The sequence below is a fragment of the Duganella sp. GW821-FHT07G03 genome (genome assembly GCF_059418605.1).
The window spans coordinates 196,243-216,907 of sequence record NZ_JBWKQE010000003.1 but is presented as its reverse complement, the minus strand read 5'-3'; the positions used below and the strand labels follow the sequence as shown (position 1 = coordinate 216,907).

The following is a 20,665-nucleotide window of genomic DNA, read 5'->3' as shown; positions in this document are numbered from 1 at the left end:
CATTACACTGGATTGTCACGTTCTGTAATCTTAGGATATGGGAGAAGCACTCTTGTTGACCGTTCTCATAGCGACCTGCAATGGCGTACAGACACTGCCCAAAGTGCTGGATGGCTATTGCCGTCTGCAAACGCCCGGCCAGGCATGGCGGCTGATCATTATCGAGAACGGCAGCAGCGACGGCACCGGCGCCCTGATTGCGCAATATCGCGAGCGCCTGCCGCTGCATCTGCTCAGTACGCCAGACAAGGGCAAGAACGCTGCCCTGAACCTGGCCGTGGAATGGGCGTTGCGCCACTGCGACGATGACGCCCTGTTTATTTTCAGCGATGACGATGCCACGCCGGCGCCGGACTGGCTGCTGCAATGGGAGCGCTGCGCCACCGCGCATGCGGAGTACGCGGTGTTCGGCGGGGCGATAGAGGCGGATTGGGCGGTTGCGCCGCCGGAGTGGTTGCCGCGCCTGGTTCCGGTCGGGCTGACCTTCGGCCTGACCGCCGGCGCGCAAGCCGAGGGGCCGGTATTTCCCGGCCTGGTGTGGGGCGCCAACATGGCGGTGCGGCGGGCGGTGTTCGATGCCGGCTATCGCTACGACAGCTCGATCGGCCCGAATGGCGGCGCCTACGCCATGGGCAGCGAAACCGAGCTGACCCGCCGGCTGGCACTGGCCGGCTACCCGGCCTGGTTCTATCCTCACGCGAGGGTGGCGCACCATATCCGCACCCATCAATTGACGCAGGAGTATGTGCTGGACAAGGCCTGGCGTTTCGGCCGCGGCAAGTATCGGCAAGACCGGCCGGGCACCTTTCCCGAATGGTCGGGCGTGCCGCGCTGGATGCTGGCGCGGTTTGCGCTGGAGTGCCTCGGCTACCTGCGCGCGCGGCTGCGGGGCGACGCCGACGCGCTGTTCCGGCGGCGCTGGGAACTGGCTTTCTTGCGCGGCTATTTTTTCGAGGCCAGGCGGGGGCGCGGCGATGCCTGCAAACGGGTGCTGATCACCAGTTATTCCGGCGAACTCGGCGGGATGGAAATGCGCATGGCGCAGGAATTGCGCTACCTGCGCCAGGCCGGCGCCGACGGCAGCCTGGCGCTGCGCCGCTTCGCCGGCATCGAAGCCTGGACTGGACGGCTGGCGCACGAGCAGATCGTGGTGGCGGAATTCGATCCGCCGGCCTTCTTCGAGCAGTGGTCCTGGCGCCGCTGGAACCTGCTGCGGGCCAGGCTGGGCGCCGCGCGGCGGCTGCGCGCCTTTCGCGCCGACCTGGTGCATGTCGCCTGGTGCTGGACCAATTACGGCGCCTCCGCCTTGTGGCTGGCGCGCTACTGCCGCCTGCCGGCCGTCATCAGCGTGCACAATGCGTTCCCGGCGGCGGAGATCAGCGACTGGCACCAGCCCTTGCTGCGCCAGGCTTTCGGCGCGGTGCGCGGGGTCTACGCCGTGTCGCGCTCGGCGATGGCGCATTTCATGGCCATCTATCAGCCCTATCTGCCGGCGACCGCGCGCGTGGCGGTGATACCCAATTGCGTCGACACCGATAGATTCAAGCCGGGTGCGGAGCTGCGCCACGCCGCGCGCCTGGCGCTGCAACTGCCGCCAGCGGCGCTGGTGATCGGCGTCGCCGCCCGCCTGTCCGAGCAAAAGCGGCCCCAGCTCTTGCTCGATCTGTTCACGCTGCTGCGGCAGCGATTGCCGCAGCTGTATCTGGTCCTGATCGGCAGCGGTCCGCTCGAAGCCGGGCTGCGGCGGCAAGTGGAGCAGGCCGGATTGGCGCCGTATGTGGTGTTCACCGGTTTCGTGCCGGATCTGGAAAAGCTGTTGCCGGCGCTGGACTTGCACGTCTTGATGAGCCGGAACGAAGGCTTCGGCATCGCGACGATCGAGGCGATGGCCTGCGGCGTCCCCGCCGTCGCGACGGACGTGCCGGGCAGCGCGGACATCCTGCGCGACAGCGGCGGCGGGCTGCTGGTGCCGGCCGATGATGTCAAGGCGGCCGCGGCCCTGGTGGGCGAACTGCTGGACCAGCCGGGCCGGCGCGCGGCCATGGGGCGACAGGCGCGCCAGGAGGCTGTCGAGCACTACAGCCGCGCCGTGGTGGGCCGGCAGGTGCTGGCCTTTTACGACCAGCTGATCTGAGGCGGCGCCATGCAGCCGCGCATGTCCTTCCTGCTGTCCTTCGCTGAAAAGTACACGCTGCTATTGGTGAACACGGCCGGCACGATGATACTTGCGCGGCTGCTGACACCGGCCGAGATCGGCGTCTACGCGGTCGGTGCCGTGCTGGTCGGGCTGGCGCAGGCGGTGCGCGATTTCGGTGTCGGGCCGTACGTGATCCAGGAGAAACAGCTGAACGAGCAGAAGTTGCGGGCGGCGTTGGGTACCAGCATCCTGGTGGCATGGTCGTTGGCGCTGGTGGTGCTGCTGAGCAGCGGTGTGGCGGCCCGGTTCTATCGCGATCCGCGACTGAGCTCGGTGTTGCAACTGCTGTCGATCAACTTCCTGCTGATACCGTTCAGCTCGCTGGCCTTGCCGTGCTTGCGGCGCCAGATGCGCTTCTCGGCCATCTTCGCGATCAATACCGCCAGCAGCGGCGCGCAGTTGCTGGTCTCGGTCGGGCTGGCCTGGCTGGGGCATGGCTATCTGAGCCTGGTCTGGGGCGCGGTGGCGGGCACGGCGGCGGGGCTGCTGGCAAGCATCTGCTGCTGGCCCAGTGGCCTGCCCTGGCTGCCGGCGCGGAGCGGCATGGCGGCGATCCTGTCGTTCGGCACGATCTCGACGGCCGGCAGCGTGATCGACGAGCTGGGCGTGGCCGCGCCCGACCTGATCGTGGGTAAGTTGATCGGCGTCGCCGAAGTGGGCATCTTTGGCAAGGCGCAAGGCGTGTTGAACGTCTTCAACCAGTTGGTGACCAGCGCCATCTCCCCCGTCATCTTCCCGCTGTTTTCGGCCCAGGCGCGGGCCGGCGGCGACCTGCGGCAAGCCTACCTGACCACCGCCAGCTACGTGACCGTGTTGGCCTGGCCCTTCTTTGGCTTTGTGGCGATTTCGGCGCCGGCACTGGTGCGCGTGCTGTACGGCCCACAGTGGGATGCATGCGTGCCCTTGATACGCATCATGTGCCTGTCGAGCGCCTTATATAGCATGTTTAGCATGGCGCGCTATCTGTTCGTGGCGATGGGCGCAGTGCGCTCCCAGGCCAAGCTGGACGCCTTGTCGGCGCCGGTGCGCGTGCTGGCCGTGCTGTTGGCCGCGCCGCTGGGGCTGGAGTGGGTGGCGTGGGCGGTGGTGGTCGGCGGCGTGTTCAGGAGCCTGTGGACCTTCCGCTACCTGCGGCAGCTGGCGGCGTTGCAGGCCGGCGCCTTGCTGGGCGCGGTCAGGCGCAGCGCCTTGGTGGCGCTCAGCAGCCTGAGCGGTCCGTTGCTGCTGTTTGCCTGGCATCCGCTGGCGCCGGAGCGCGCGCTGTACCAACTGTCGATGGCCGGCTTGCTCGCCTTGCCGCTGTGGCTGGCGGCCATCCTTCTTTTCCAGCACGAGCTGGCCGCCGAATGTACTTTGGCGGGACGCAAAGTGTGGGCCAGGCTAGTCAAATAGGGAGTATTTTATGCGCGTAGGAATCCTGTCGTATCCCATGCTGTTCCAGCGCGAGGGCGGGCTACAGGTGCAGGTGCGCTCCACCATGCGTGCCTTGCAGCAGCAGTCGGCGCCCGGCCTGGAGGTGTCGCTGGTCGACGCCAACCGTGAGCGCCTGGATCAGTTCGACCTGATCCATGTATTCTCCGCGATCAACGGCAACCACCGCCTGGTGGAACTGGCGGTCGACCTCGGGGTGCCGGTGGTGTTGTCGTCGGTGTTGTCGCCGGGGTGGGGGCGGCTGGATGGCATGCGTGCCCGCCTGGCCGACCAGCTGACCGGCCGCCTGACCGGCTGGAACGTGCAAACCAGTTACGCGCAAACCAAACGCGCCTTGCAATTGGCGCAGATGGTGATCGCACTGGGCGAGGGCGAGCGCGACGCGATGGTCAGCGCGTTCCAGATTGCCGAGGGGAAGATCCGCGTGCTACCGAATGGCATCACCCCGCACTTCTTTGGCGCGCGGCCGGAAGAGTTCCGTCGTTGTACCGGGCTGTACGGTCCATTTGTGCTGATGGTGGGGGCCATTTCGCCCTACAAGAACCAGCTGGGATTGGTGCGGGCGCTGGAATCGACGGCATTGCCGGTGGTGCTGATCGGCCGGGCGCAGCGCCAGCACCAGCACTATTTGCAGCAATTGCTGGCGCAGCCGCGGGTACGCTGGCTGGGCCAGCTGGAGCATGACGATCCGCTGCTGGCCAGCGCCTACGCCAGCGCCTCCGTGCTGGCCTTGCCCAGCCAGGGCGAGGTGTTCCCCCTGTCGGTATTGGAGGCGCTGGCGGCCGGCACGCCGGTGGTGATGACCGACGAGAGCGCGCTCAGCCTGCCCGACAGCGGCTTCGCCGTGAAACAGCTGGCGTGGGACGATACGGCCGGCTTGCGGCTTGCCGTCGACGGCCTGCTGGCCCGTCCGCCGGAGCGGGCACGGGTGCGTTCCCTGGTCGAACGGTACAGCTGGCAGCGGGTCGCCGAGCAGATGGTGTCCTGTTATACCGAGCTGTATCACAGGACACGCCGCGAGCAAGAGGCGCGTCGTGCTGTTTAATTCCTTCAGTTTCCTGTTCCTGTATTTGCCGGCGGTGTTGGCCGGCTATTACCTGCTGGCGCGTATGCGCCCACGCTGGGCGATCGGCTGGCTGGCGTTGGCGTCGCTGTTCTTTTACGGCTATTGGGACTTGCGCTATCTGCCCTTGCTGATGCTGTCCATCGGATTCAACTATTGGGCCGCCGGCCGCATGCAGGCGGCGCTCCGGCGTCGCCGCTGGCTGGTGCTCGCGCTGACGGCGAACCTGGCCTTGCTGGGCTACTTCAAGTATGCCAACTTCTTCATGGACAACGTCTATGCGCTGGCCGGCTCCCCTGCGCGCGGATGGGACGTGATCCTGCCGATTGGCATTTCATTCTTTACCTTTACGCAGATTGCCTTCCTGCTCGATTGCTACCGGGGCAAGGCCGGCGAGTACCGCTTCGTGCACTACACCTTGTTCGTCAGCTATTTCCCGCATCTGATAGCGGGGCCGGTGCTGCATCACAAGGAAATGATGCCGCAGTTCGAGCGCCCGCCAGGCCTGAACGCGGCCGATGTCGCGGTGGGCCTGTCGATCTTCGTGCTGGGGCTGGCCAAGAAGGTGCTGCTGGCCGATCCGCTATCGACGCTGGTGGCGCCGGTATTTGCCGCCGATGCCCATCCGCAGCTGCTGGAAGCGTGGATCGGCACGCTGGCCTACAGCGTGCAACTCTATTTCGACTTTTCCGGCTATTCCGATATGGCGATCGGCTTGTCCCGGCTGTTCGGCGTGAAATTGCCGCTGAATTTCAACTCCCCTTACCAGGCTCGCAACATCGGCGAGTTCTGGCGGCGCTGGCATATGACCTTGTCGCGTTTCCTGCGGGACTATTTGTATGTGCCGTTGGGCGGCAATCGCCATCATCGCTATCGCAACCTGATGTTGACGATGCTGCTCGGTGGACTATGGCATGGCGCCGGCTGGACTTTCGTCGTGTGGGGCGGCTTGCACGGCTTGTATCTGGTGGCCTATCGCGGCTGGTTGGCGCGGGCGGGCGAAGGAGCGCCGCGCTGGTGGGGCAGGTGGCTGACCTTTTTCGCCGTGGTGCTTGCGTGGGCGGTGTTCCGGGCGCCCGACCTGGCGACTGCCGCCGATGTCTTGCGCGCCATGGCGGGGGCGAATGGGGTGGCCTTGCCGCGCGGCGTGGCCGCATATGCTTGCTGCTTGCCCTCCGCTTTCAGCTTCACGGGCATCCGCTGGATAGATTTCAGCGGCAACGCGGTGCCGGTGCTGCCGCTGGCGATGGCGCTGGCCTTGATGGCGCCGAATACGCAGGAAATCTTCCGCCACTACGCGCCGTGCATAGAGCAGTTGCTTGCCGCGCCCCGCCGTTGGCATTGGACCTGGCGTCCGCGCCCGACCTGGAGCCTGGCGTTTTCCCTGCTGTTTCTCGGTTGCCTGCTCAGCATGAACCGCGTCAGCGAATTCCTCTATTTTCAATTCTGATCATGCGCCAGGAAGCCGGCGCCGAATGGCGCAACTATGTCAGCGTATTTTGTGCCAGCAGCGCCACGGTGATCGCTGCGGTGACGGTGTTGAATTACCAGGTCGATCCGTATTTGACCCATCAATGGCAAACGCCGGAGCTACTGCGTCTGAGACCGGAACGGGAAAAACTCAGCGCCTGGGGTAAGACCTATGCGCTGGCGAAATTCAAGCCGACGGTGCTGTACGTCGGGAATTCCCGCACCGAACTGGGCTTGCCGACACGGACGGCGCCGTTTGCCGACCTGGACGTGTTTAACGGCGGCTTGTCCGGCGCGACACTGGGCGATGCGATGGCGATGGTGGACCACGCGGCGAAGATAGGACAGCTGAAAACCCTGGTTTGGGGGCTGGATGCGCCGTCGTTCACGATGGAGGTTGGCAACTCGGAATTCGAGCGCGAACTGGTGGCCGACGGGCCGCTATATTTATGGCGGCGCGCCTTGATCGATGTCAGGCGCAGCCTGGCGATTGACATGACGGAAGATTCCATCCGTGTGCTGCGCGGAACCTTCGGCAAGGCTTGCCGTTCCAGTCTGGCCTACTACGGCCAGCGGGACGTCGCCTGCATGCGCGGGCGTATCGAGGAGCTGGGAGGAACCCGCGCGGTGATCGTTCCGCGGCTGCGCGATTACCTGCGCGGCACGGGACCAACCGCGGCGGCGATGCTGGCGATGGATCGCAGCATGGCCAAGTTATGCGCGGCCGGCACCCGCGTCCGCCTGTATCTCAATCCTACCCACGCGATGACCGCCGACGCCTTGTATTGGGCCGGCAGGTGGCCGGCCATGGAGGCCTGGCAGCGCGCGCTGGCCGGCATGGGGCAACGATATCGCGCGGCGGGCTGCAATGTGCGCATCTATGATTTTTCCGGTTTCAACAGCGTGACGACCGAAGCCATTCCGCAAGTGAGCAGGCAGCCCGCCATGCGCTACTACTGGGAGACCTCGCACTACCGTAGCAATGTGGGGGCGATGGTACTGGCGCGGATGTTTGGGGGCGGCGACCCGCCGCAGGACTTTGGCATCGAGCTGAGACCGGAAACCCTGGAGCAGCGCCAGGCGGCGATGCGCCTGGCGCGCGAGCGGTATCACCTGCTGCACCCCGAGGAAACCGCGATGGTGCGCAAGGTGGTCGCGGAGCGCTAGTGCTTGCGCAGGACCGCGCAGCCTTTTTCACACGCCTGGCTGGTGTAGGCCAGCGCCGGAAATGCCTGGCGCCAGCGCAGCAGTATCGCTTGCTCGTCGGGGCGCGCGGCGTCGTCCAGGAAGACCGCGGCGCCGGCATTCAAGCGCGGGAACAGCAGCGGCCCGGCCGGGAAGCGCGCCTGCGGGCGTGTCGCTTGCGGCGGCCCGTCGATGACCAGCAGGTCGATCGCCAGCTGCGCGGGAAGCTGCGCCAGATCGTACCAGGGCCAGGATTGTGCGTCGATGTCGTACGCAGTCAAGGGCGCATCGATCACCGTGGCCCAATCCTGCAGTCCGTGGCGACGCAGCTGGGCGCGCGTCTGGGCGGCGAAATGGCGGTCGTGTTCCAGGCTGTAGACTTTGCCGCCGCCGTTCAACTGCATGCAGCGGGCCAGCACCAGCGTGGATATGCCGCTGCTGCATTCGAGCACCGTCGCCTGTTGCAAGGTGCGCGCATGGCGCGCCACTTCCAGCAGAAAATCCGGCGAGGCGGCCCAGCCCCGCGTCGGCGGCAGGCTGTGTTTCAGATCGAGCTCGACGTAGAGGCCTTGCAGGGCCTCCAGCTGGCGGAACAGGCCGGCCTGGTCGTTATGGGTCTGGTCGCGCACGTCGTACAGCAGGAGGTGGACGTGGCGCAGCTTGTGCAAGGCATAGAGCGCGACGGCCAGCAGCAAGGCCAGCGCGGTGAAGGCGAGTATGGGCATGTCGGCTCCTGATTCAGTTGGCGACTACTTTGCTGATGACGTAACGGTGCTTGCCTGAGGCCTCCGCCGGTATCTCGGCCACCTCTTCAATCACGATCTCCACGGAGGCCCCGAGGCGGGCGCGGAACTGGCGGATGATGTCTATCCTGATCAGCGCCGGCAAGCCGCTGACGCTGACCAGCAGCACGCGGGTGACGTCCAGGCTTTCCTGGACGATCTTGAAGGCGCGTATCTGCGGCAGGTCGCGCAGCACGTAGATCAGCGCCAGGCCGTGCATGACGGTGCCGTCGCGCGCCACGACGAAATCGGTGACGCGCCCCTCGACCCGCTTCAGCAGCGGCAGGCCGCGACCGCAAGGGCATGGCCGGGTGTCGAGCGCGCCGACGTCGCCGGTGGCGTAGCGGATGAAGGGGAAGTCGCGGCTGGCGAGGTGGGTGACCACGATGGCGCCGCTGTCGCCGGGCGCGACGGGCGCGCCTTGCGCATCGACGATTTCGAGGATGACGTCTTCGGCGGTGATGTGCATTCCGCCTTCGGGACATTCATGGGCCAGGAAGCCGGCGTCGCGGCCGCCGTAGCCATTGGCGACCGGGGCGGCGAAGGCCCGCTCCAGCAGGGCGCGCTGTTCGTCGTACAGCCGTTCGGCGGTGACGAACACCACTTTGACGCCCAGACCGTCCAGCGCAAGCCGGCGTGCCTGCGCATGCTTGACCAGCAGGCAGATGGCCGAGGGATAACCGAACAGCATGGCCGGGCGCTGGCGCTGCAGGCGGCGCAGGTAGTCGTCGAGGCGGGCGGCCGACAGGTCGAAGGCCGGCAGCAACAGGCTGCGCAGCAGGCGGTCGCGCCGCATGCGCCAGCGGTCCTGCGCCTTGAGTTCGATGGGCGAGCCCCACATCAAGGCCTCGGGATCGCCGATGTCGACGCCCCACCAGCGCGTGGCGCGCCATTTGGCGGCGACGTCGTGGCTGACGCGGCCCTTGCCCTGGTAGAAGATCAACGGCTCGCCGCTGGACCCGCCCGTGTTGAAGCGCTGCAGCGGCCCGGCATCGTCGGCGACGAATTCGTCGCGGTGGTGGTTGATGTCCGCCTTGTGGATGATGGGCAGGCGGCGCAAGTCGCGCAGGTCGCGGACGCGGGTGGCGTCGAAGTCGAGGCTGGCGTAAAGCTGGCGGAAGTAGGGCACGTGTTCGGACGCGTGCAGCAGCAGCGCGCGCAGGCGCTGCAGGCGCAGCGCTTCCAGCCGTTCGGGCGGCCACCACTGGGTCTGTTCCAGGTGGCGCCGCAAGGCCACGCTACGGTGTTGCTTGAGCATTTCATGCAGCGGGAACAGCAGCCGCGACACCAGCGCCGTGTAGCCGCTGGCCGGTGGGCGCCTGAGCACGCGCCGGTATTGTGCCAGCAGCAGGGGCGCGACTTGCGGCCAGGCATAGCGCCGGGCTTCGAGCTTGCCGGCCTCGGCCAGCGTCCGGGCCAGTTGCGGCGCCAGCAAGATGGTCAGCATGGCCTCTGCCATGGACGGCGCGTCTTGCGGCGGCACCAGCAGGCCGTTGACGCCGTCGCGCACCAGATACGGTACGCCGCCGACCCCCGTGCTGACCACCGGCACGCCGCTGGCCCACGCCTCCAGTATCGAGATGGGCATGTTGTCGGCCAGGCTGGGATTGAGCGCGAGGCTGCTCTGGCGGTACAGGGCGGCCATGGCGGCATTGTCCAGCTTGCCGGTGAAGTGCAGCGCGTCGCCCAGTTCCAGCGTGTCGGCCAGTTGCTGCAAACGCTGCAAGTCGGGGCCGTCGCCGCAGATGGTGAGGCGGGCCTGGGGCAGGCTGCGGCGCACGATGGCGAAAGCGCGTAGCGCCGTCGCCTGGTCGTAGAGCGGCTCCAGATGGCGGGCGACCAGGATGGCGGCGTGCGGCGCCGCCGGGCCGGCCGGGTAAAAACGGCTCAGATCGACGATATTGGGCACGATTTGCGCGCTCATGCCGTGCAGGGTGAAGACGTCGGCGAGGAAGGCCGACGGCACCACCAGCGCGTGCGCCCTGGCCATGCTGCAGCGGACCACGGCGGCGCGCCGTTTGAGGAAGCCCATGGCTTCGCCGCCGCGATAGTTGACCAGCACGCCTTTGCCTCGGCAGCGGGCGATCCAGATCGCCGGCGCCGCATACAAGTGCCACGACCAGCCTGAGTTGGCCATGACGTGCACCAGTTGCGCCTGGCCCGCGGCGCGCCACAGGCGGCACAGGTAGGGCGGCAGCCGCAGCGCCGCGCGCAGTCCGCGCACCGCGCCGAGCCAGGCCGGCCGCACCGCGGCGTTGACCTGGACCAGCTCGACCTCGGCGCCGGCCTCGCGCAGCAGCCTGGCGAGCTGCTCGGTCTGGTTGGCGATGCCGCCTGCCGGCGGCGGCAGCGGCCCCACCAGGGCGATCCGCAGGCCCGCGATGGACCCGGCGCGGCTGTCGGCGGACAGCGGATGCGGGCCGTTCATGCCGCGTGTGCGCGCAGGCGCTGGTAGATGGGGCCATAGCGGGCCACCGTGGCCGGCCAGTTGCGTTCGCTTTCCACGTAGGCGCGCGCGCGCTGGCGCAGGGCCGGCCAGCGATCGGCATGCTGGAGCAGGTCGAGGACCTGGGCCGCCAAGGCCTCGGCGTCGCCGGCCTTGAACAGCACGCCGGTCCGGCCGTGCTCGATCAATTCCCGGTGGCCGCCGACGTCCGAGGCCACCACCAGCCGGCCCTGGGCCATCGCCTCCAGCGGTTTGAGCGGCGTCACCAGCTCCGTCAGGCGCATCGGCAGGCGCGGATAGATCAACATGTCGGCCAGCTGATAGTAGTCGGCGATGCGTTCGTGCGGCACGCGGCCGGCGAACCTGACCTGGCCGCGCAAGCCCAGGCGCTCGACCAGCGCGCGCAATTCGGCCTCCTGCGGACCGCCGCCGACCAGCAGCAGCCGCACCGACGGCGCGCCGCTCAGCAGGCGCGGCATCGCCGCGATCAGCAACGCCAGGCCTTCGTAGGCGTAGAACGAGCCGATAAATCCCAGCACCAGATTGCCCTGCAGGCCCAGGCTGAGGGCCAGCTGTTGCGGCGCGGAGCAGGCGTCCGAGAACTGGTCGCCATCGACCGAGTTCGGTATCACCGTGACCTTGGCGGCCGGGATGCCGCGCGCGATGATATCGTTGCGCAAGCCTTCGCAGATGGTGGTGACGGCGTCGGCCCGGCGCAGCACATGGCTTTCCAGCGCGCGCGTCAGGCGGTAGCGCAGGCCGCCGGCGCGGCCGCTGCCATGGTCGGCGGCGGCGTCTTCCCAGAATGCGCGGATTTCATAGACCACCGGTATGCCCAGCGCGCGCCCGACGCGCAGCGCGGCCACGCCGTTGAGCGCGGGCGAGTGCGCGTGCAGCACGTGCGGGCGCGCCTTGGCGGCGATCGTCATCAGGCGCTGCTGCAAGCCCAGCACCACGCCCCAGTGGCGCAGCAGCGGCAGCCGCGTCCACCAGCGGCGCAGCGGCTGGGTGCGAAAGAAATGCCAGCCGTCGACTTCCTGTTCGCGCTGGCCGCCGCCTTGCTTGGCGCTGGTCAGGTGGATGGTGTGCCAGCCCAGCTTGCGCTGCTGACGCAGTATCGCCAGCGTGCGGAAGGTGTATCCGCTGTGCAGCGGCAGCGAATGGTCGAGGATGTGCAGCACGCGCATCGTCATGCCACCTGCCGGACCAGGTTGCGCGGCGCGGCCGCCGGCAGCTGGCGCAGGAAGGATTCGAACATCAGCAAGGACCACAGTGGCGCGCTGTGGTCGCTGCGGCCGGACAGGTGCTGCGCCAGCAGCGCCTGCACCTGCTTGAGATTGAACAGGCCGCAATCGGCCAGCACCGGACTGCGCAGGCTGCGTTCGAGGTGGGCGCGCAGCGGGCCGCGGAACCAGGCGGCCAGCGGCACCGAGAACCCCATCTTGTTACGGTACAGCAGCTGCTTGGGCAGGTGCCGCTCGAGGCCGCGTTTGAACAGGTATTTGCCGATGCCGCCGCGCAGCTTCAGTTCCGGGGGCAGGCTGGACATCCATTCGACCAGGCGATGGTCGAGCAAGGGCACCCGCACCTCCAGCCCGTGCGCCATGCTGGCGCGGTCGACCTTGGTGAGTATATCGCCCGGCAAATAGGTCTTCAGGTCCAGGTACTGGATGCGCGACAGCGCGTCCTCGGCCGGGCAGTCGCGGGCGTGCCGGTACAGCACTTCCTGCGCGTGGTAGCCGGCCAGGTCGCGCCTGAGCGCGGGGCTGAACAGGGCCAGCCGCATCTGGTCGTCCATGATGCTGACGCTGTGGAAATAAGCCGACACGCTGTCCCTGGCCAGCGCCTCGAAGGTGGTCTTGGCGCGCAGCGGACGTGGCGCCCAGTCGGCCTTGGGGTAGAGGCGGCCGAGGGCGCCGAACAGCGGCCGGCGCAGGCCGAGCGGCAACATGGCGCGCCAGCGTTCCTCGTGCAGGTGCCAGCGGTAGCGCCGGTAGCCGGCCAGGTTCTCGTCGCCGCCGTCGCCGGACAGGGCCACCGTCACGCGCCGGCGGGCCAGTTCGCAGACGCGGTAGGTCGGCAGCGCGGAACTGTCGGCATAGGGTTCGTCGTACAGTCCGGCCAGGCGGTCGACCAGGCTGATGTCGTGTTGTTCGACGCGCTGCATGTGGTGGCGGGTGCCGTAGCGTTCGGCGACCATTTGCGCGTAGGGCGTTTCGTCGAACCTGGGGTCGCCGAAGGAAATCGAGCAGGTGTTGACCGGCGTCGCCGACTCCTGCGCCATCAAGGCCACCACGGCGCTGGAGTCGACGCCGCCGGACAGGAAAGCGCCCAGCGGTACTTCGGCCACCAGCCGGATGCGCACCGCTTCGCGCAGGCGCGCCAGCAATTCATCGGCGGCCTGCGCTTCGCCCAGCGCTGGCTGGACGTCGAAGGGGATGTCCCAGTAGCGCCGCGGCGCCGGCAACGCTTGCCCTTTGCGCAGCAGCAGCGTGTGGCCGGGCGCCAGTTTGCGCACCTGGCGGAAAATGGTGCGCGGTTCGGGGATGTAGCCGTAAGCGAAGTAGTCTTCGACCGCCAGCGGGTCGAGATCGCGCCGCAGTCCATCGTGCAGCAGCAAGGCCTTGATCTCCGAGGCGAACAGCAGCTGGCCGTCGTCCAGCAGCGCGTAGTGCAGCGGCTTGACGCCCAGCCGGTCGCGCGCCAGGAACAGTGTCTGCTGGCGCCGGTCCCACAGCGCGAAGGCGTACATGCCGCGAAAACGCTCGACGCAGCGTTCGCCCCATTGTTCCCAGGCGTGGACGATGACTTCGGTGTCGCAGTGGGTGCGGAAGCTGTGGCCGAACTGCTGCAACTCCCGCATCAGGGCCTGGAAGTTATAGATCTCGCCGTTGTAGACCACGACCACGCTGTGGTCTTCGTTGAACAGCGGTTGCTGGCCGCCACCCAGGTCGATGATGGACAGGCGCCGGTGGCCCAGCCCTAGGCCCGGCTCCAGGTGTGCGCCGCCCTGGTCGGGGCCGCGGTGGCGCTGGCGTTCGGTCATGGCGTGCAGCATGCCGGCGTCGATGTCGGCATGACGGTGTAGATCGAAAATTCCTGCGATGGCGCACATGGCGGTCCTTTCATCGGTCACGTTGCTGGGGGGCGGCGAGGGCGTCGTAGACGGCCAGGTAGGCGTCGGCCATGGCGTTCAGGCTGTATTCGGCCAACACCCGCCGGCGTCCGCGCTGGCCATGGTTGCCGGCCAGGGCGGGCAGGCGGTAATAGTCGTTGAGGGCGTCGGCCAGCATCGCCGGCGCGCGCGCGGGCACCAGGGTGCCGGTCCAGCCGCTGTAGACCAGGTCCGGATTGCCGCCGACCGCGGTGGCCACCACCGGCAAGCCGGTCGCCATCGCTTCCAGGATGGTGTTGGACATGCCCTCGGCCAGCGACGGTTGAACGAACACGTCCATGGCCCGCATCAGTTGCGGGATGTCGTCGCGCTGGCCCGGCAGCCAGGCCAGCTCCTCCATGCCAGCCTGGCGCAGCAGGTCCTGGCAAGCTGGCCGGCAAGGGCCGTCGCCGGCGATGAGCAGGCGCAGGCGGTCGCGCGGCAGCGCGTGTTCGGCGATCAGCAGGATGAAGGCTTGCACCAGCGACAGGTGGTCCTTGACCTCGGCCATGCGGCCGACGCTGCCGATGACGAAGGCGTCCTCGCACAGAAAGCCCGGCGGGCCGACCACGGCGGGCGGCCCCAGGCGGGGATGGAATTGCAGGCTGTCGACGCCGTTGCAGATGTGGGTGACGTGTTGCGGCCGGGCGCCTATGGTGCCGATCAGCCAGGCTTCCAGGTCCTTGCTGACGGCGATGAAATGCCCGATCAGCGGCCGCAGCAGCTTGCGCAGCCAGCGATATTTCCGGCTCAGGCCGTGCAAGTCGTCCATGTCGCGGCCGTGCTCGCCATGCACGCGCAGACGCACGCCGGCCACGGCGGCCAGCAACTGGCCTTCGATGCCGGACAGGTTGCGGGTGTGGATCAACAGCGGCCGCAGCCGTTTCAAGGTGTGGAACAGCCGCAGATAGTGGCCCCAGTCCTTGCCCTCGCGCTTGTTGATGCTGATGATCTCGACGCCGGGCCGCCGGATGCGCAGATGGTAGTCGGTGTAGTCGCGCAGGCAGACGATGGCGTGGCGGTAGCGCTCGGGCGGCAGGTGATTGATCAGGTTGATCAGACCGTTCTCCAGACCGCCCACGTCGAGGCGATGGATCAGGTGCACGATCAGCGGCGCGGCGACCAGTTCAGCGTCCGGCGACATGGGCAAGTCCTTGTTCGATGGCGGGCTGCATGGCCGACAGCAGTGCTTGCATGGCTTGTGCGGCTTGCTCCGCTTGCTCGTCATAGCGCGCGGCGAGCGCGATCTCCGCGCCGTCGTCTGCGCTGCCGAGTAGTTTGCTGCGCGCCAGCAGCAGCTTGAGCAGCAAGGGACTGGCGGTGTCGCGTCGCGCCTGGCGGTACCAGCGCCACACGAGCACCTTGGTTTCGCCGGCCTGGACGATGGTTTGGCGCACCCGCAGATCTTGCTGGCCGAGATGGACTAGCCGGCTGGTTTCCGCCATCTCCTTCCACGCCGGGCTGCCGGGCGGCGTCGTCCATACCTGGGTCAGCAGTTCCTCGCCTTTGGACTGGTGGCGATACCAGCTCAGTTGCAGCGACACCTGCTGCACGCCGTCGCTGTAATTGGCTGACCAGCGCTGGGGCTGTCCCGCATGCGGGGCGTGCCAGTCGCCGGCCTGCAGGGCGCTGGCCTGCCACGGCGCGGGTGGCGGCGCCAGCATCAGCGGCGTTGCGGCGTGGCGTTCAGCCGTCGGCGGCCGCAGGACGAACTGGGCCAGCAACGGCCAGACGGCGACGCACAACACCCCCGCCAGCGCCGCCGCCAGGCAAGCGGACGGCCGCGGCGCCGGAGCCTGGCCCGGCGGGCTGGAGGCCGGCAGCCGGGGCGCCGCCGGGCCGGCTTCACGCCAGCGCGCGCCTACCCAGAACATCAGGCTGGCGACCACGCCGAAAAATAGCCAGCCGTAGATCAGATGGTCGATGCCGACGGCCAAGGTCATGTTGCTGTAGTGGCCGATCAGCACGATCAGGAAGGCGCGCAGGCCGTTGGCGACGATGGGCAGCAGCAGCGCGACGACGATGAAGGCGGCCCGCCGCCAGCGGCTGTGATAGGTCAGGTAGGCGTACAGCGTGCCGAGGGCGATCGACGCGATCAGATAGCGCAGGCCGCTGCACGCCTCCTCCACCGACCAGTTTCCGCTGGGCAGCGACAGATAGCTGTTGTCGCGGAAGACGGGAATGCCGGCCAGCTGCAAGGCGCCCACCGTGAAGCCCGAGGTGAATTCAATCAGGGGCGGGATGAACACTTCGCCAAAGGGCACGGCGAGCAGCAGATAGGCCAGGGCGAAGGAGCTCGCATAGGCGTGGCGCCAACCCAGCACCAGCGCAACCAGCGCGGCCACCATGAGCACCAGGCTGTATTGCTGCAGCACCGGCACGTTGGCGATCGCGGCCAGGAACCATAGCAGGCCCAACAGCGCCAGCGGCAGCAACGCGGTCGGTGCGGGTTGCAACCGCAGGACTGCCAGTTCGGCGCGTTGCCGCCAGGCCAGCCAGATGCAGACCGGCGGCACCAAAAAGCCGTGGGCAAACGTTTGCGAGTGCCACCACTGATTGATCATCGCGCCAGCGGTCGCCCAGTAGGCGGCCAGCAGCGCGCCCAGCGCCAGCAGCAGGCAGGCATATGGCCATGACGGGGCCGGTCGGGCCGGCGGCTCGGCCCGCGGCGCCGGGACGGGGTACAGGGCCGCGGTCATGGCGCTGGCTCCGCCGATTGGCGCTCAGCTTCGCTGACGTAGAGCACGACGCCCAGCCGTTCGAGGTTGCTGTGCCACTGGTAGTCGCGCAGCACGTGCTGGCGGGCAGCTACGCCGAGACCGCCTTCGGTCCGCAACTGCCGGCCGATATGGTGGATGAACTCGACGGCGCCGCTGGCGCTGAGCAGATCGCGTCCCGGCACGGCCGACAGTCCTTCCAGGGCCTGCGGCGTCGCCACCACGGTCTTGCCCATGGCCATGGCCTCGAGCACCTTGTTCTGGATGCCGCGCGCGATTTGCAGCGGCGCGACCGCCAGCGCCGCGTGTTGCAGATAGGGACGGATATCGGGCACCGTGCCGCTGACATGGATGCCCGGCAGGCGGGCCAGCGCCGCGACCGCCGGAGCGGGACGCGCGCCGACGATGTGGAATTGAAGGTCGGAAAATTCCTGCCGCAGCGCGGGCATGACGCGCCGGGCCAGCCAGCTGACGGCGTCGACATTCGGCCGATAATCCATGGCGCCGGTGAACACCAGCACGCGGGCGCCCTGGTAGGGATCGGGCGCGGCGGGTTGCGGTGAAAAATACTGGCAGTCGACGCCGTTGCTGAAATGGCCGGTCTTGTGGCCCGATTCCGGCGCCCGCAAGCGAAACAGTTCGGCTTCGGCGCGCGAGACCAGCAGGGTCTGGTCGAAGCTGCGGGCGGCGGCGCGTTCGAATTCCAGCAGACTGCGACCTTCGCGCCGATACAGCGACGACAGCGGCCAGCCCCGACCATCGGCGTAGTTCTGCCATTTTTCCGAGTCGACATCGACCAGGTCCAGCACCCGGTGCAGCGGGCCGCGCGCGGTGCGGGCCGGCAGGTATTGGGCCATGGGGCCGGAAAAGGCCAGCGCGCTGTCGATGCGGTGCTGCTTGAGCGTGGCGGCGACCCAGTCGCGCAGTTGCGGGTGGCGATAATAGGCGACGCTGAGCGCCTCGCCGCGCCACAGCGCCGGTATGCTGGCCAGCCGCGCCAGGCGCGGACGGAGGCGGACAAAGCAGCTGCTGGCGCAATCGGCCGCCAGGTGCTCGGCATGGACCAGATCGGCGGGATCGTCGATGAAGCTGCCCAGGTGCACGCGGAAATGGCGCTGCAGGTAGCGCAGCACGTGGTAGGCGCGGATCTTGTCTCCCTTGTTGGGAGGGTAGGGGATGCGATGGGTTAAGTACAGCAGCTCGCGCATGGTATCAGCCCAGTTGCCGCACGATGTGGGGGCCGATCGCATTGGCCAGCGACAAGGGCAGCATGCGCCACGCGCGTATCAGCAGTTGCAGACGCGGATTCAAGGGCTGGACATCCTTCAGCTGTTTTCCCCGATGCAATTGATAGTCGTAGCGCAACGCTTGCGGCGCGAAGCCCCAGTTCTTCTTGAACGCGAACGCGCCGGTGCCGTATTTGCTGCGGCCGAAGTCGAACAGCCGGCGGCCGCGCTCGGTGGCGCGCCGCATCACTTCCCAGTACATGAAATCGTTGCCGGCATGGAGGCGGGCGGCATCGCCGCCGCCGCCGTAGTAGGGCAGGATCTCGTCGCGAAAATGGAAACTCAGCACCGAACAGATCGCCTTGTCGCCGTGCTGGACGCTGAGGATTTCGCAGTCGTCGCCAAACGTTTGCTGCAAGGTGCGGAAATAGCGGCGACTGAACACCGGCGTGCCCAGCCGATGCACGCTGGTGGCGTAGTTGTCGTAAAAACGGTCGGTGTCGGCGTCGATCACGCTGTTCAGGCCGGCCGCCATGCCTTTGCGCACCATGGCGCGCTGCTTGCGGGGGATGGCCAGCAGGTTTTGTTCATGGTCGGCGGCGAGCGGCTTGCGGAAGGTGGCGTACAGGTCTTTGTGCAACCAGTCGGCGTGGATCGATTGCAGTTGACGGTATTCCAGATGGTCGACCCGCAGGCGGCGCGCCAGTTGCTGGGCCGCCTGGTCGACCGCAGCGGCGGCGCCTTCTTCCAGCGCGGCCACGCCGCCGTAGACGCAGAAGGGCAGCGAGCACAAGGTGTTGCCGAACAGGCGGCTGTTGACCTGGGCCAGCGGCAGCACGGCCTGGATTTGTCCGGCCGCTTCCGCATACAGATACCAGGTGGGATGGCCGAACGCGTTTTCTATCACCTGCTGCCAGCCGGCGCGATGAAAGAAAGTGGCGTCGGGGCAGCGTTGCACGAAGGCGTCCCAGCGCGCGTGGTCATGCTTGCCCATCTGTCCTACGCTCCACTGCATCATGTCTTCCCCAGAAAGAGGTGGTCGATCCGGCCCCATTGAAAATCGCGCAGCAGATGACCGATGCGCCCCTCCATCCGGTGCAGGTTGAGGTAGTGGCGAAACCGGGTCTTGAAGGCGATGCCGGGTTGGCGTGGCTGGCCGGGATCGAGTTCCCACGGATGAAAATAGAATATGCCAGCTTGGCCGTCGACTGAATTGATGCGCCGCAAGGCCCAGCGGGACGCGGCATAGGGCAGCAAGCGGAAGTAGCCGCCGCCCCCGGCCGGCCAGTTGCGTCCGAACAGGCGAACGGTGCTGATCGGCAGCTCCAGCACGCCGTGCTCGCCGCGCGGGCGCCAGGCAAAGCGCGCGCCGTCCGGCATGCCGTAGTGGTCGTGGCGGATCGGATAGATGCTGGAGCTGTAGCGGTAGCCGGCGGCGTACAGGCTGTCCAGGGCCGCCAGGTTGGCGGCGCCGATGGAAAAGCTGGGCGCCCGATAGCCGAGCACGGCCGTACCGCTCAGCTGTTCCAGCACTTGCTTGCTGCGCCGTATGTCGTCGAGAAACTGCGCGGGCGTCTGTTCGTTGGCGCGCAGGTGGGCGTAGCCGTGGCTGGCGAGCTCGTGGCCGCCTTCGACGATACGGCGCACCAAGGCCGGATAGCGTTCGGCGACCCAGCCCAGGGTGAAGAAGGTGGCTTGCGTGTGCTGCTGCGCCAGCAGGCCGAGGATCAGCTCGACGTTGCGTTCGACCCGGCACGGCAGCGTGGCCCAGTCCGCGCGGCGGATATGGCCGGCGAAGGCGGACACCTGGAAATAGTCCTCGACGTCGATCGACAAGGCGTTGCGCATCAGCTTGCCTCCTGGGTGGTGGACAGCCAGCGGCCGATGTGGCCGGCGATGCGTTCGGCTGCGTGGCCGTCCCAGCAGGCGGGGCTGCGCCCGGCCTTGCCGCCATAGCGCAGGATGTCGCGGCTGAGCGCCAGGATGACGGCGGGATCGCGGCCGGCGATGGCGTTGCTGCCCTCGGTGACCGTGACCGGGCGTTCGGTGCTGTCGCGCAGGGTGAGGCAGGGCACGCCGAGCGCCGTGGTTTCCTCCTGCACGCCGCCGGAATCGGTGAGCACCAGGCTGGCCGATTTCATCAGGCCCAGCATGGCGCGGTAGGCTTGCGGCGGCAGGCAGGCGATGCGCGGCGCGTCCAGCAGATGGCCGAGTTCGTGTTGCTGCAACATGGCGCGGGTGTGCGGGTGCAGCGGGAACAACACCGGCACCTCGTCGCTGAGCTTGACGATGGTCTCCATCAGCAGGCGCAGGCGGCGCGGATCGTCGACGTTGGACGGGCGGTGCAAGGTCAGCAGTGCGTAGCGGCTGTCGTGCTGGAGGAAGCCGGCCAGATGGACCTGCCGCAACACTTCCAGCACCGGCGTGGCCCGCGCCAGTTCGCGCTGCAGGGTATCGATCACGACGTTGCCGACAAAATGGATGCGCGCCGCCGGTATGCCTTCACGCAGCAGATTGCTCATGCCGCTCGCTTCGCTGGTGAACAGCAGGGTCGACAGCTGGTCGGTGAGGATGCGGTTGATTTCCTCCGGCATGGTGCGGTCGTAGCTGCGCAGGCCGGCCTCGACATGCAGCACCGGTATGTTTTTCTTGGCGGCCGTGAGCGCGCACGCCAGCGTGGAATTGACGTCGCCGACCACCAGCACGGCCGCCGGGGCGCTGGCGTCCAGCACCGGCTCGAAACGCTGCATGACCAGCGCGGTCTGCACCGCGTGGCTGCCTGAGCCGACCTGCAGCCGCACGTCCGGCGCGCGCATCTCCAGCGCGGTGAAGAATTCGCCGTCCATGTCGGCGTCGTCGTGCTGGCCGGTGTGGACCAGCACCGACTCGAGCGGATAGTCGGAGCCGGCCAGGGCGCGCAGGATGGGCGCCATCTTCATCAGATTGGGGCGGGCGGCGACGACGCAGACGATGGGGGAGGGCGAGGGCATGGCT

The 20,665-nt window shown here is 67.7% G+C and carries 15 protein-coding genes; 5 read left to right on the top strand and 10 right to left on the bottom strand.

Annotated features, from left to right (window positions below):
- Nucleotides 1-55 precede the first annotated feature (55 nt).
- From AC07OK_RS06575 to AC07OK_RS06555, 5 genes are read left to right on the top strand one after another with little or no spacing between them, the layout of a single operon-like run.
- The gene (locus tag AC07OK_RS06575) at nt 56-2,134 is read left to right on the top strand and encodes a glycosyltransferase (RefSeq protein ID WP_494689544.1); all 2,079 of its coding nucleotides are present in this window, start codon (nt 56-58) and stop codon (nt 2,132-2,134) included.
- A gap of 9 nt (nt 2,135-2,143) precedes the next feature.
- Nucleotides 2,144-3,589 carry a lipopolysaccharide biosynthesis protein gene (locus AC07OK_RS06570; protein WP_494689543.1) on the top strand — a complete coding sequence of 482 codons (1,446 nt, stop codon included), beginning with the start codon at nt 2,144-2,146 and terminating at the stop codon, nt 3,587-3,589.
- 10 nt (nt 3,590-3,599) lie between these two features.
- A complete protein-coding gene (locus AC07OK_RS06565; protein ID WP_494689542.1) occupies nt 3,600-4,673 on the top strand; it encodes a glycosyltransferase family 4 protein in 1,074 nt (357 codons plus the stop codon).
- Nucleotides 4,663-6,141 (top strand): MBOAT family O-acyltransferase, encoded by a 1,479-nt coding sequence (locus AC07OK_RS06560; protein WP_494689541.1) that lies wholly within the window; start codon nt 4,663-4,665, stop codon nt 6,139-6,141. The genes AC07OK_RS06565 and AC07OK_RS06560 overlap by 11 nt, the downstream gene beginning before the upstream one ends.
- Before the next feature lie 2 nt (nt 6,142-6,143).
- Nucleotides 6,144-7,328 (top strand): hypothetical protein, encoded by a 1,185-nt coding sequence (locus AC07OK_RS06555; protein ID WP_494689540.1) that lies wholly within the window; start codon nt 6,144-6,146, stop codon nt 7,326-7,328.
- Here AC07OK_RS06555 and AC07OK_RS06550 read toward each other — a convergent pair.
- From AC07OK_RS06550 to wecB, 10 genes are read right to left on the bottom strand one after another with little or no spacing between them, the layout of a single operon-like run.
- Nucleotides 7,325-8,071, bottom strand: coding sequence for a class I SAM-dependent methyltransferase (locus AC07OK_RS06550; protein WP_494689539.1), 747 nt, complete (start codon nt 8,069-8,071; stop codon nt 7,325-7,327). The two genes, AC07OK_RS06555 and AC07OK_RS06550, sit on opposite strands and share 4 nt — an antisense overlap.
- A 13-nt stretch (nt 8,072-8,084) precedes the next feature.
- Entirely contained in the window at nt 8,085-10,556 is a 2,472-nt protein-coding gene (locus tag AC07OK_RS06545; RefSeq protein WP_494689538.1) for a glycosyltransferase, read from the bottom strand.
- On the bottom strand, nt 10,553-11,761 hold the full coding sequence (locus AC07OK_RS06540) for a TIGR04063 family PEP-CTERM/XrtA system glycosyltransferase (RefSeq protein WP_494689663.1): 1,209 nt from the start codon (nt 11,759-11,761) through the stop codon (nt 10,553-10,555). Before AC07OK_RS06540 ends, AC07OK_RS06545 begins: the two co-directional genes overlap by 4 nt.
- 2 nt (nt 11,762-11,763) lie before the next feature.
- Nucleotides 11,764-13,689 carry an XrtA/PEP-CTERM system amidotransferase gene (locus AC07OK_RS06535; protein WP_494689537.1) on the bottom strand — a complete coding sequence of 642 codons (1,926 nt, stop codon included), beginning with the start codon at nt 13,687-13,689 and terminating at the stop codon, nt 11,764-11,766.
- Nucleotides 13,690-13,699: 10 nt separating this feature from the next.
- Nucleotides 13,700-14,872, bottom strand: a complete 1,173-nt coding sequence (locus AC07OK_RS06530) for a TIGR03088 family PEP-CTERM/XrtA system glycosyltransferase (RefSeq protein ID WP_494689536.1) — start codon at nt 14,870-14,872, stop codon at nt 13,700-13,702.
- Nucleotides 14,856-16,427 (bottom strand): exosortase A, encoded by a 1,572-nt coding sequence (gene xrtA, locus AC07OK_RS06525; RefSeq protein WP_494689535.1) that lies wholly within the window; start codon nt 16,425-16,427, stop codon nt 14,856-14,858. The genes AC07OK_RS06530 and xrtA overlap by 17 nt, the downstream gene beginning before the upstream one ends.
- Entirely contained in the window at nt 16,424-17,653 is a 1,230-nt protein-coding gene (locus tag AC07OK_RS06520; RefSeq protein WP_494689534.1) for a TIGR03087 family PEP-CTERM/XrtA system glycosyltransferase, read from the bottom strand. The genes xrtA and AC07OK_RS06520 overlap by 4 nt, the downstream gene beginning before the upstream one ends.
- A gap of 4 nt (nt 17,654-17,657) precedes the next feature.
- Nucleotides 17,658-18,689 (bottom strand): FemAB family XrtA/PEP-CTERM system-associated protein, encoded by a 1,032-nt coding sequence (locus AC07OK_RS06515; RefSeq protein ID WP_494689533.1) that lies wholly within the window; start codon nt 18,687-18,689, stop codon nt 17,658-17,660.
- Nucleotides 18,686-19,519, bottom strand: coding sequence for an XrtA system polysaccharide deacetylase (locus AC07OK_RS06510; RefSeq protein WP_494689532.1), 834 nt, complete (start codon nt 19,517-19,519; stop codon nt 18,686-18,688). The genes AC07OK_RS06515 and AC07OK_RS06510 overlap by 4 nt, the downstream gene beginning before the upstream one ends.
- Nucleotides 19,519-20,661 carry a non-hydrolyzing UDP-N-acetylglucosamine 2-epimerase gene (wecB, locus tag AC07OK_RS06505; RefSeq protein WP_494689531.1) on the bottom strand — a complete coding sequence of 381 codons (1,143 nt, stop codon included), beginning with the start codon at nt 20,659-20,661 and terminating at the stop codon, nt 19,519-19,521. The genes AC07OK_RS06510 and wecB overlap by 1 nt, the downstream gene beginning before the upstream one ends.
- Nucleotides 20,662-20,665 lie beyond the last annotated feature (4 nt).

Coding starts and splice junctions, on each gene's coding strand:
- AC07OK_RS06510 (WP_494689532.1), bottom strand. CDS start 19,519: ATGCGCAACGCCTTGTCGATCGACGTCGAGGACTATTTCCAGGTGTCC.
- wecB (WP_494689531.1), bottom strand. CDS start 20,661: ATGCCCTCGCCCTCCCCCATCGTCTGCGTCGTCGCCGCCCGCCCCAAT.
- AC07OK_RS06555 (WP_494689540.1), top strand. CDS start 6,144: ATGCGCCAGGAAGCCGGCGCCGAATGGCGCAACTATGTCAGCGTATTT.
- AC07OK_RS06545 (WP_494689538.1), bottom strand. CDS start 10,556: ATGAACGGCCCGCATCCGCTGTCCGCCGACAGCCGCGCCGGGTCCATC.
- xrtA (WP_494689535.1), bottom strand. CDS start 16,427: ATGACCGCGGCCCTGTACCCCGTCCCGGCGCCGCGGGCCGAGCCGCCG.
- AC07OK_RS06540 (WP_494689663.1), bottom strand. CDS start 11,761: ATGCGCGTGCTGCACATCCTCGACCATTCGCTGCCGCTGCACAGCGGA.
- AC07OK_RS06565 (WP_494689542.1), top strand. CDS start 3,600: ATGCGCGTAGGAATCCTGTCGTATCCCATGCTGTTCCAGCGCGAGGGC.
- AC07OK_RS06570 (WP_494689543.1), top strand. CDS start 2,144: ATGCAGCCGCGCATGTCCTTCCTGCTGTCCTTCGCTGAAAAGTACACG.
- AC07OK_RS06520 (WP_494689534.1), bottom strand. CDS start 17,653: ATGCGCGAGCTGCTGTACTTAACCCATCGCATCCCCTACCCTCCCAAC.
- AC07OK_RS06550 (WP_494689539.1), bottom strand. CDS start 8,071: ATGCCCATACTCGCCTTCACCGCGCTGGCCTTGCTGCTGGCCGTCGCG.
- AC07OK_RS06535 (WP_494689537.1), bottom strand. CDS start 13,689: ATGTGCGCCATCGCAGGAATTTTCGATCTACACCGTCATGCCGACATC.
- AC07OK_RS06530 (WP_494689536.1), bottom strand. CDS start 14,872: ATGTCGCCGGACGCTGAACTGGTCGCCGCGCCGCTGATCGTGCACCTG.
- AC07OK_RS06515 (WP_494689533.1), bottom strand. CDS start 18,689: ATGATGCAGTGGAGCGTAGGACAGATGGGCAAGCATGACCACGCGCGC.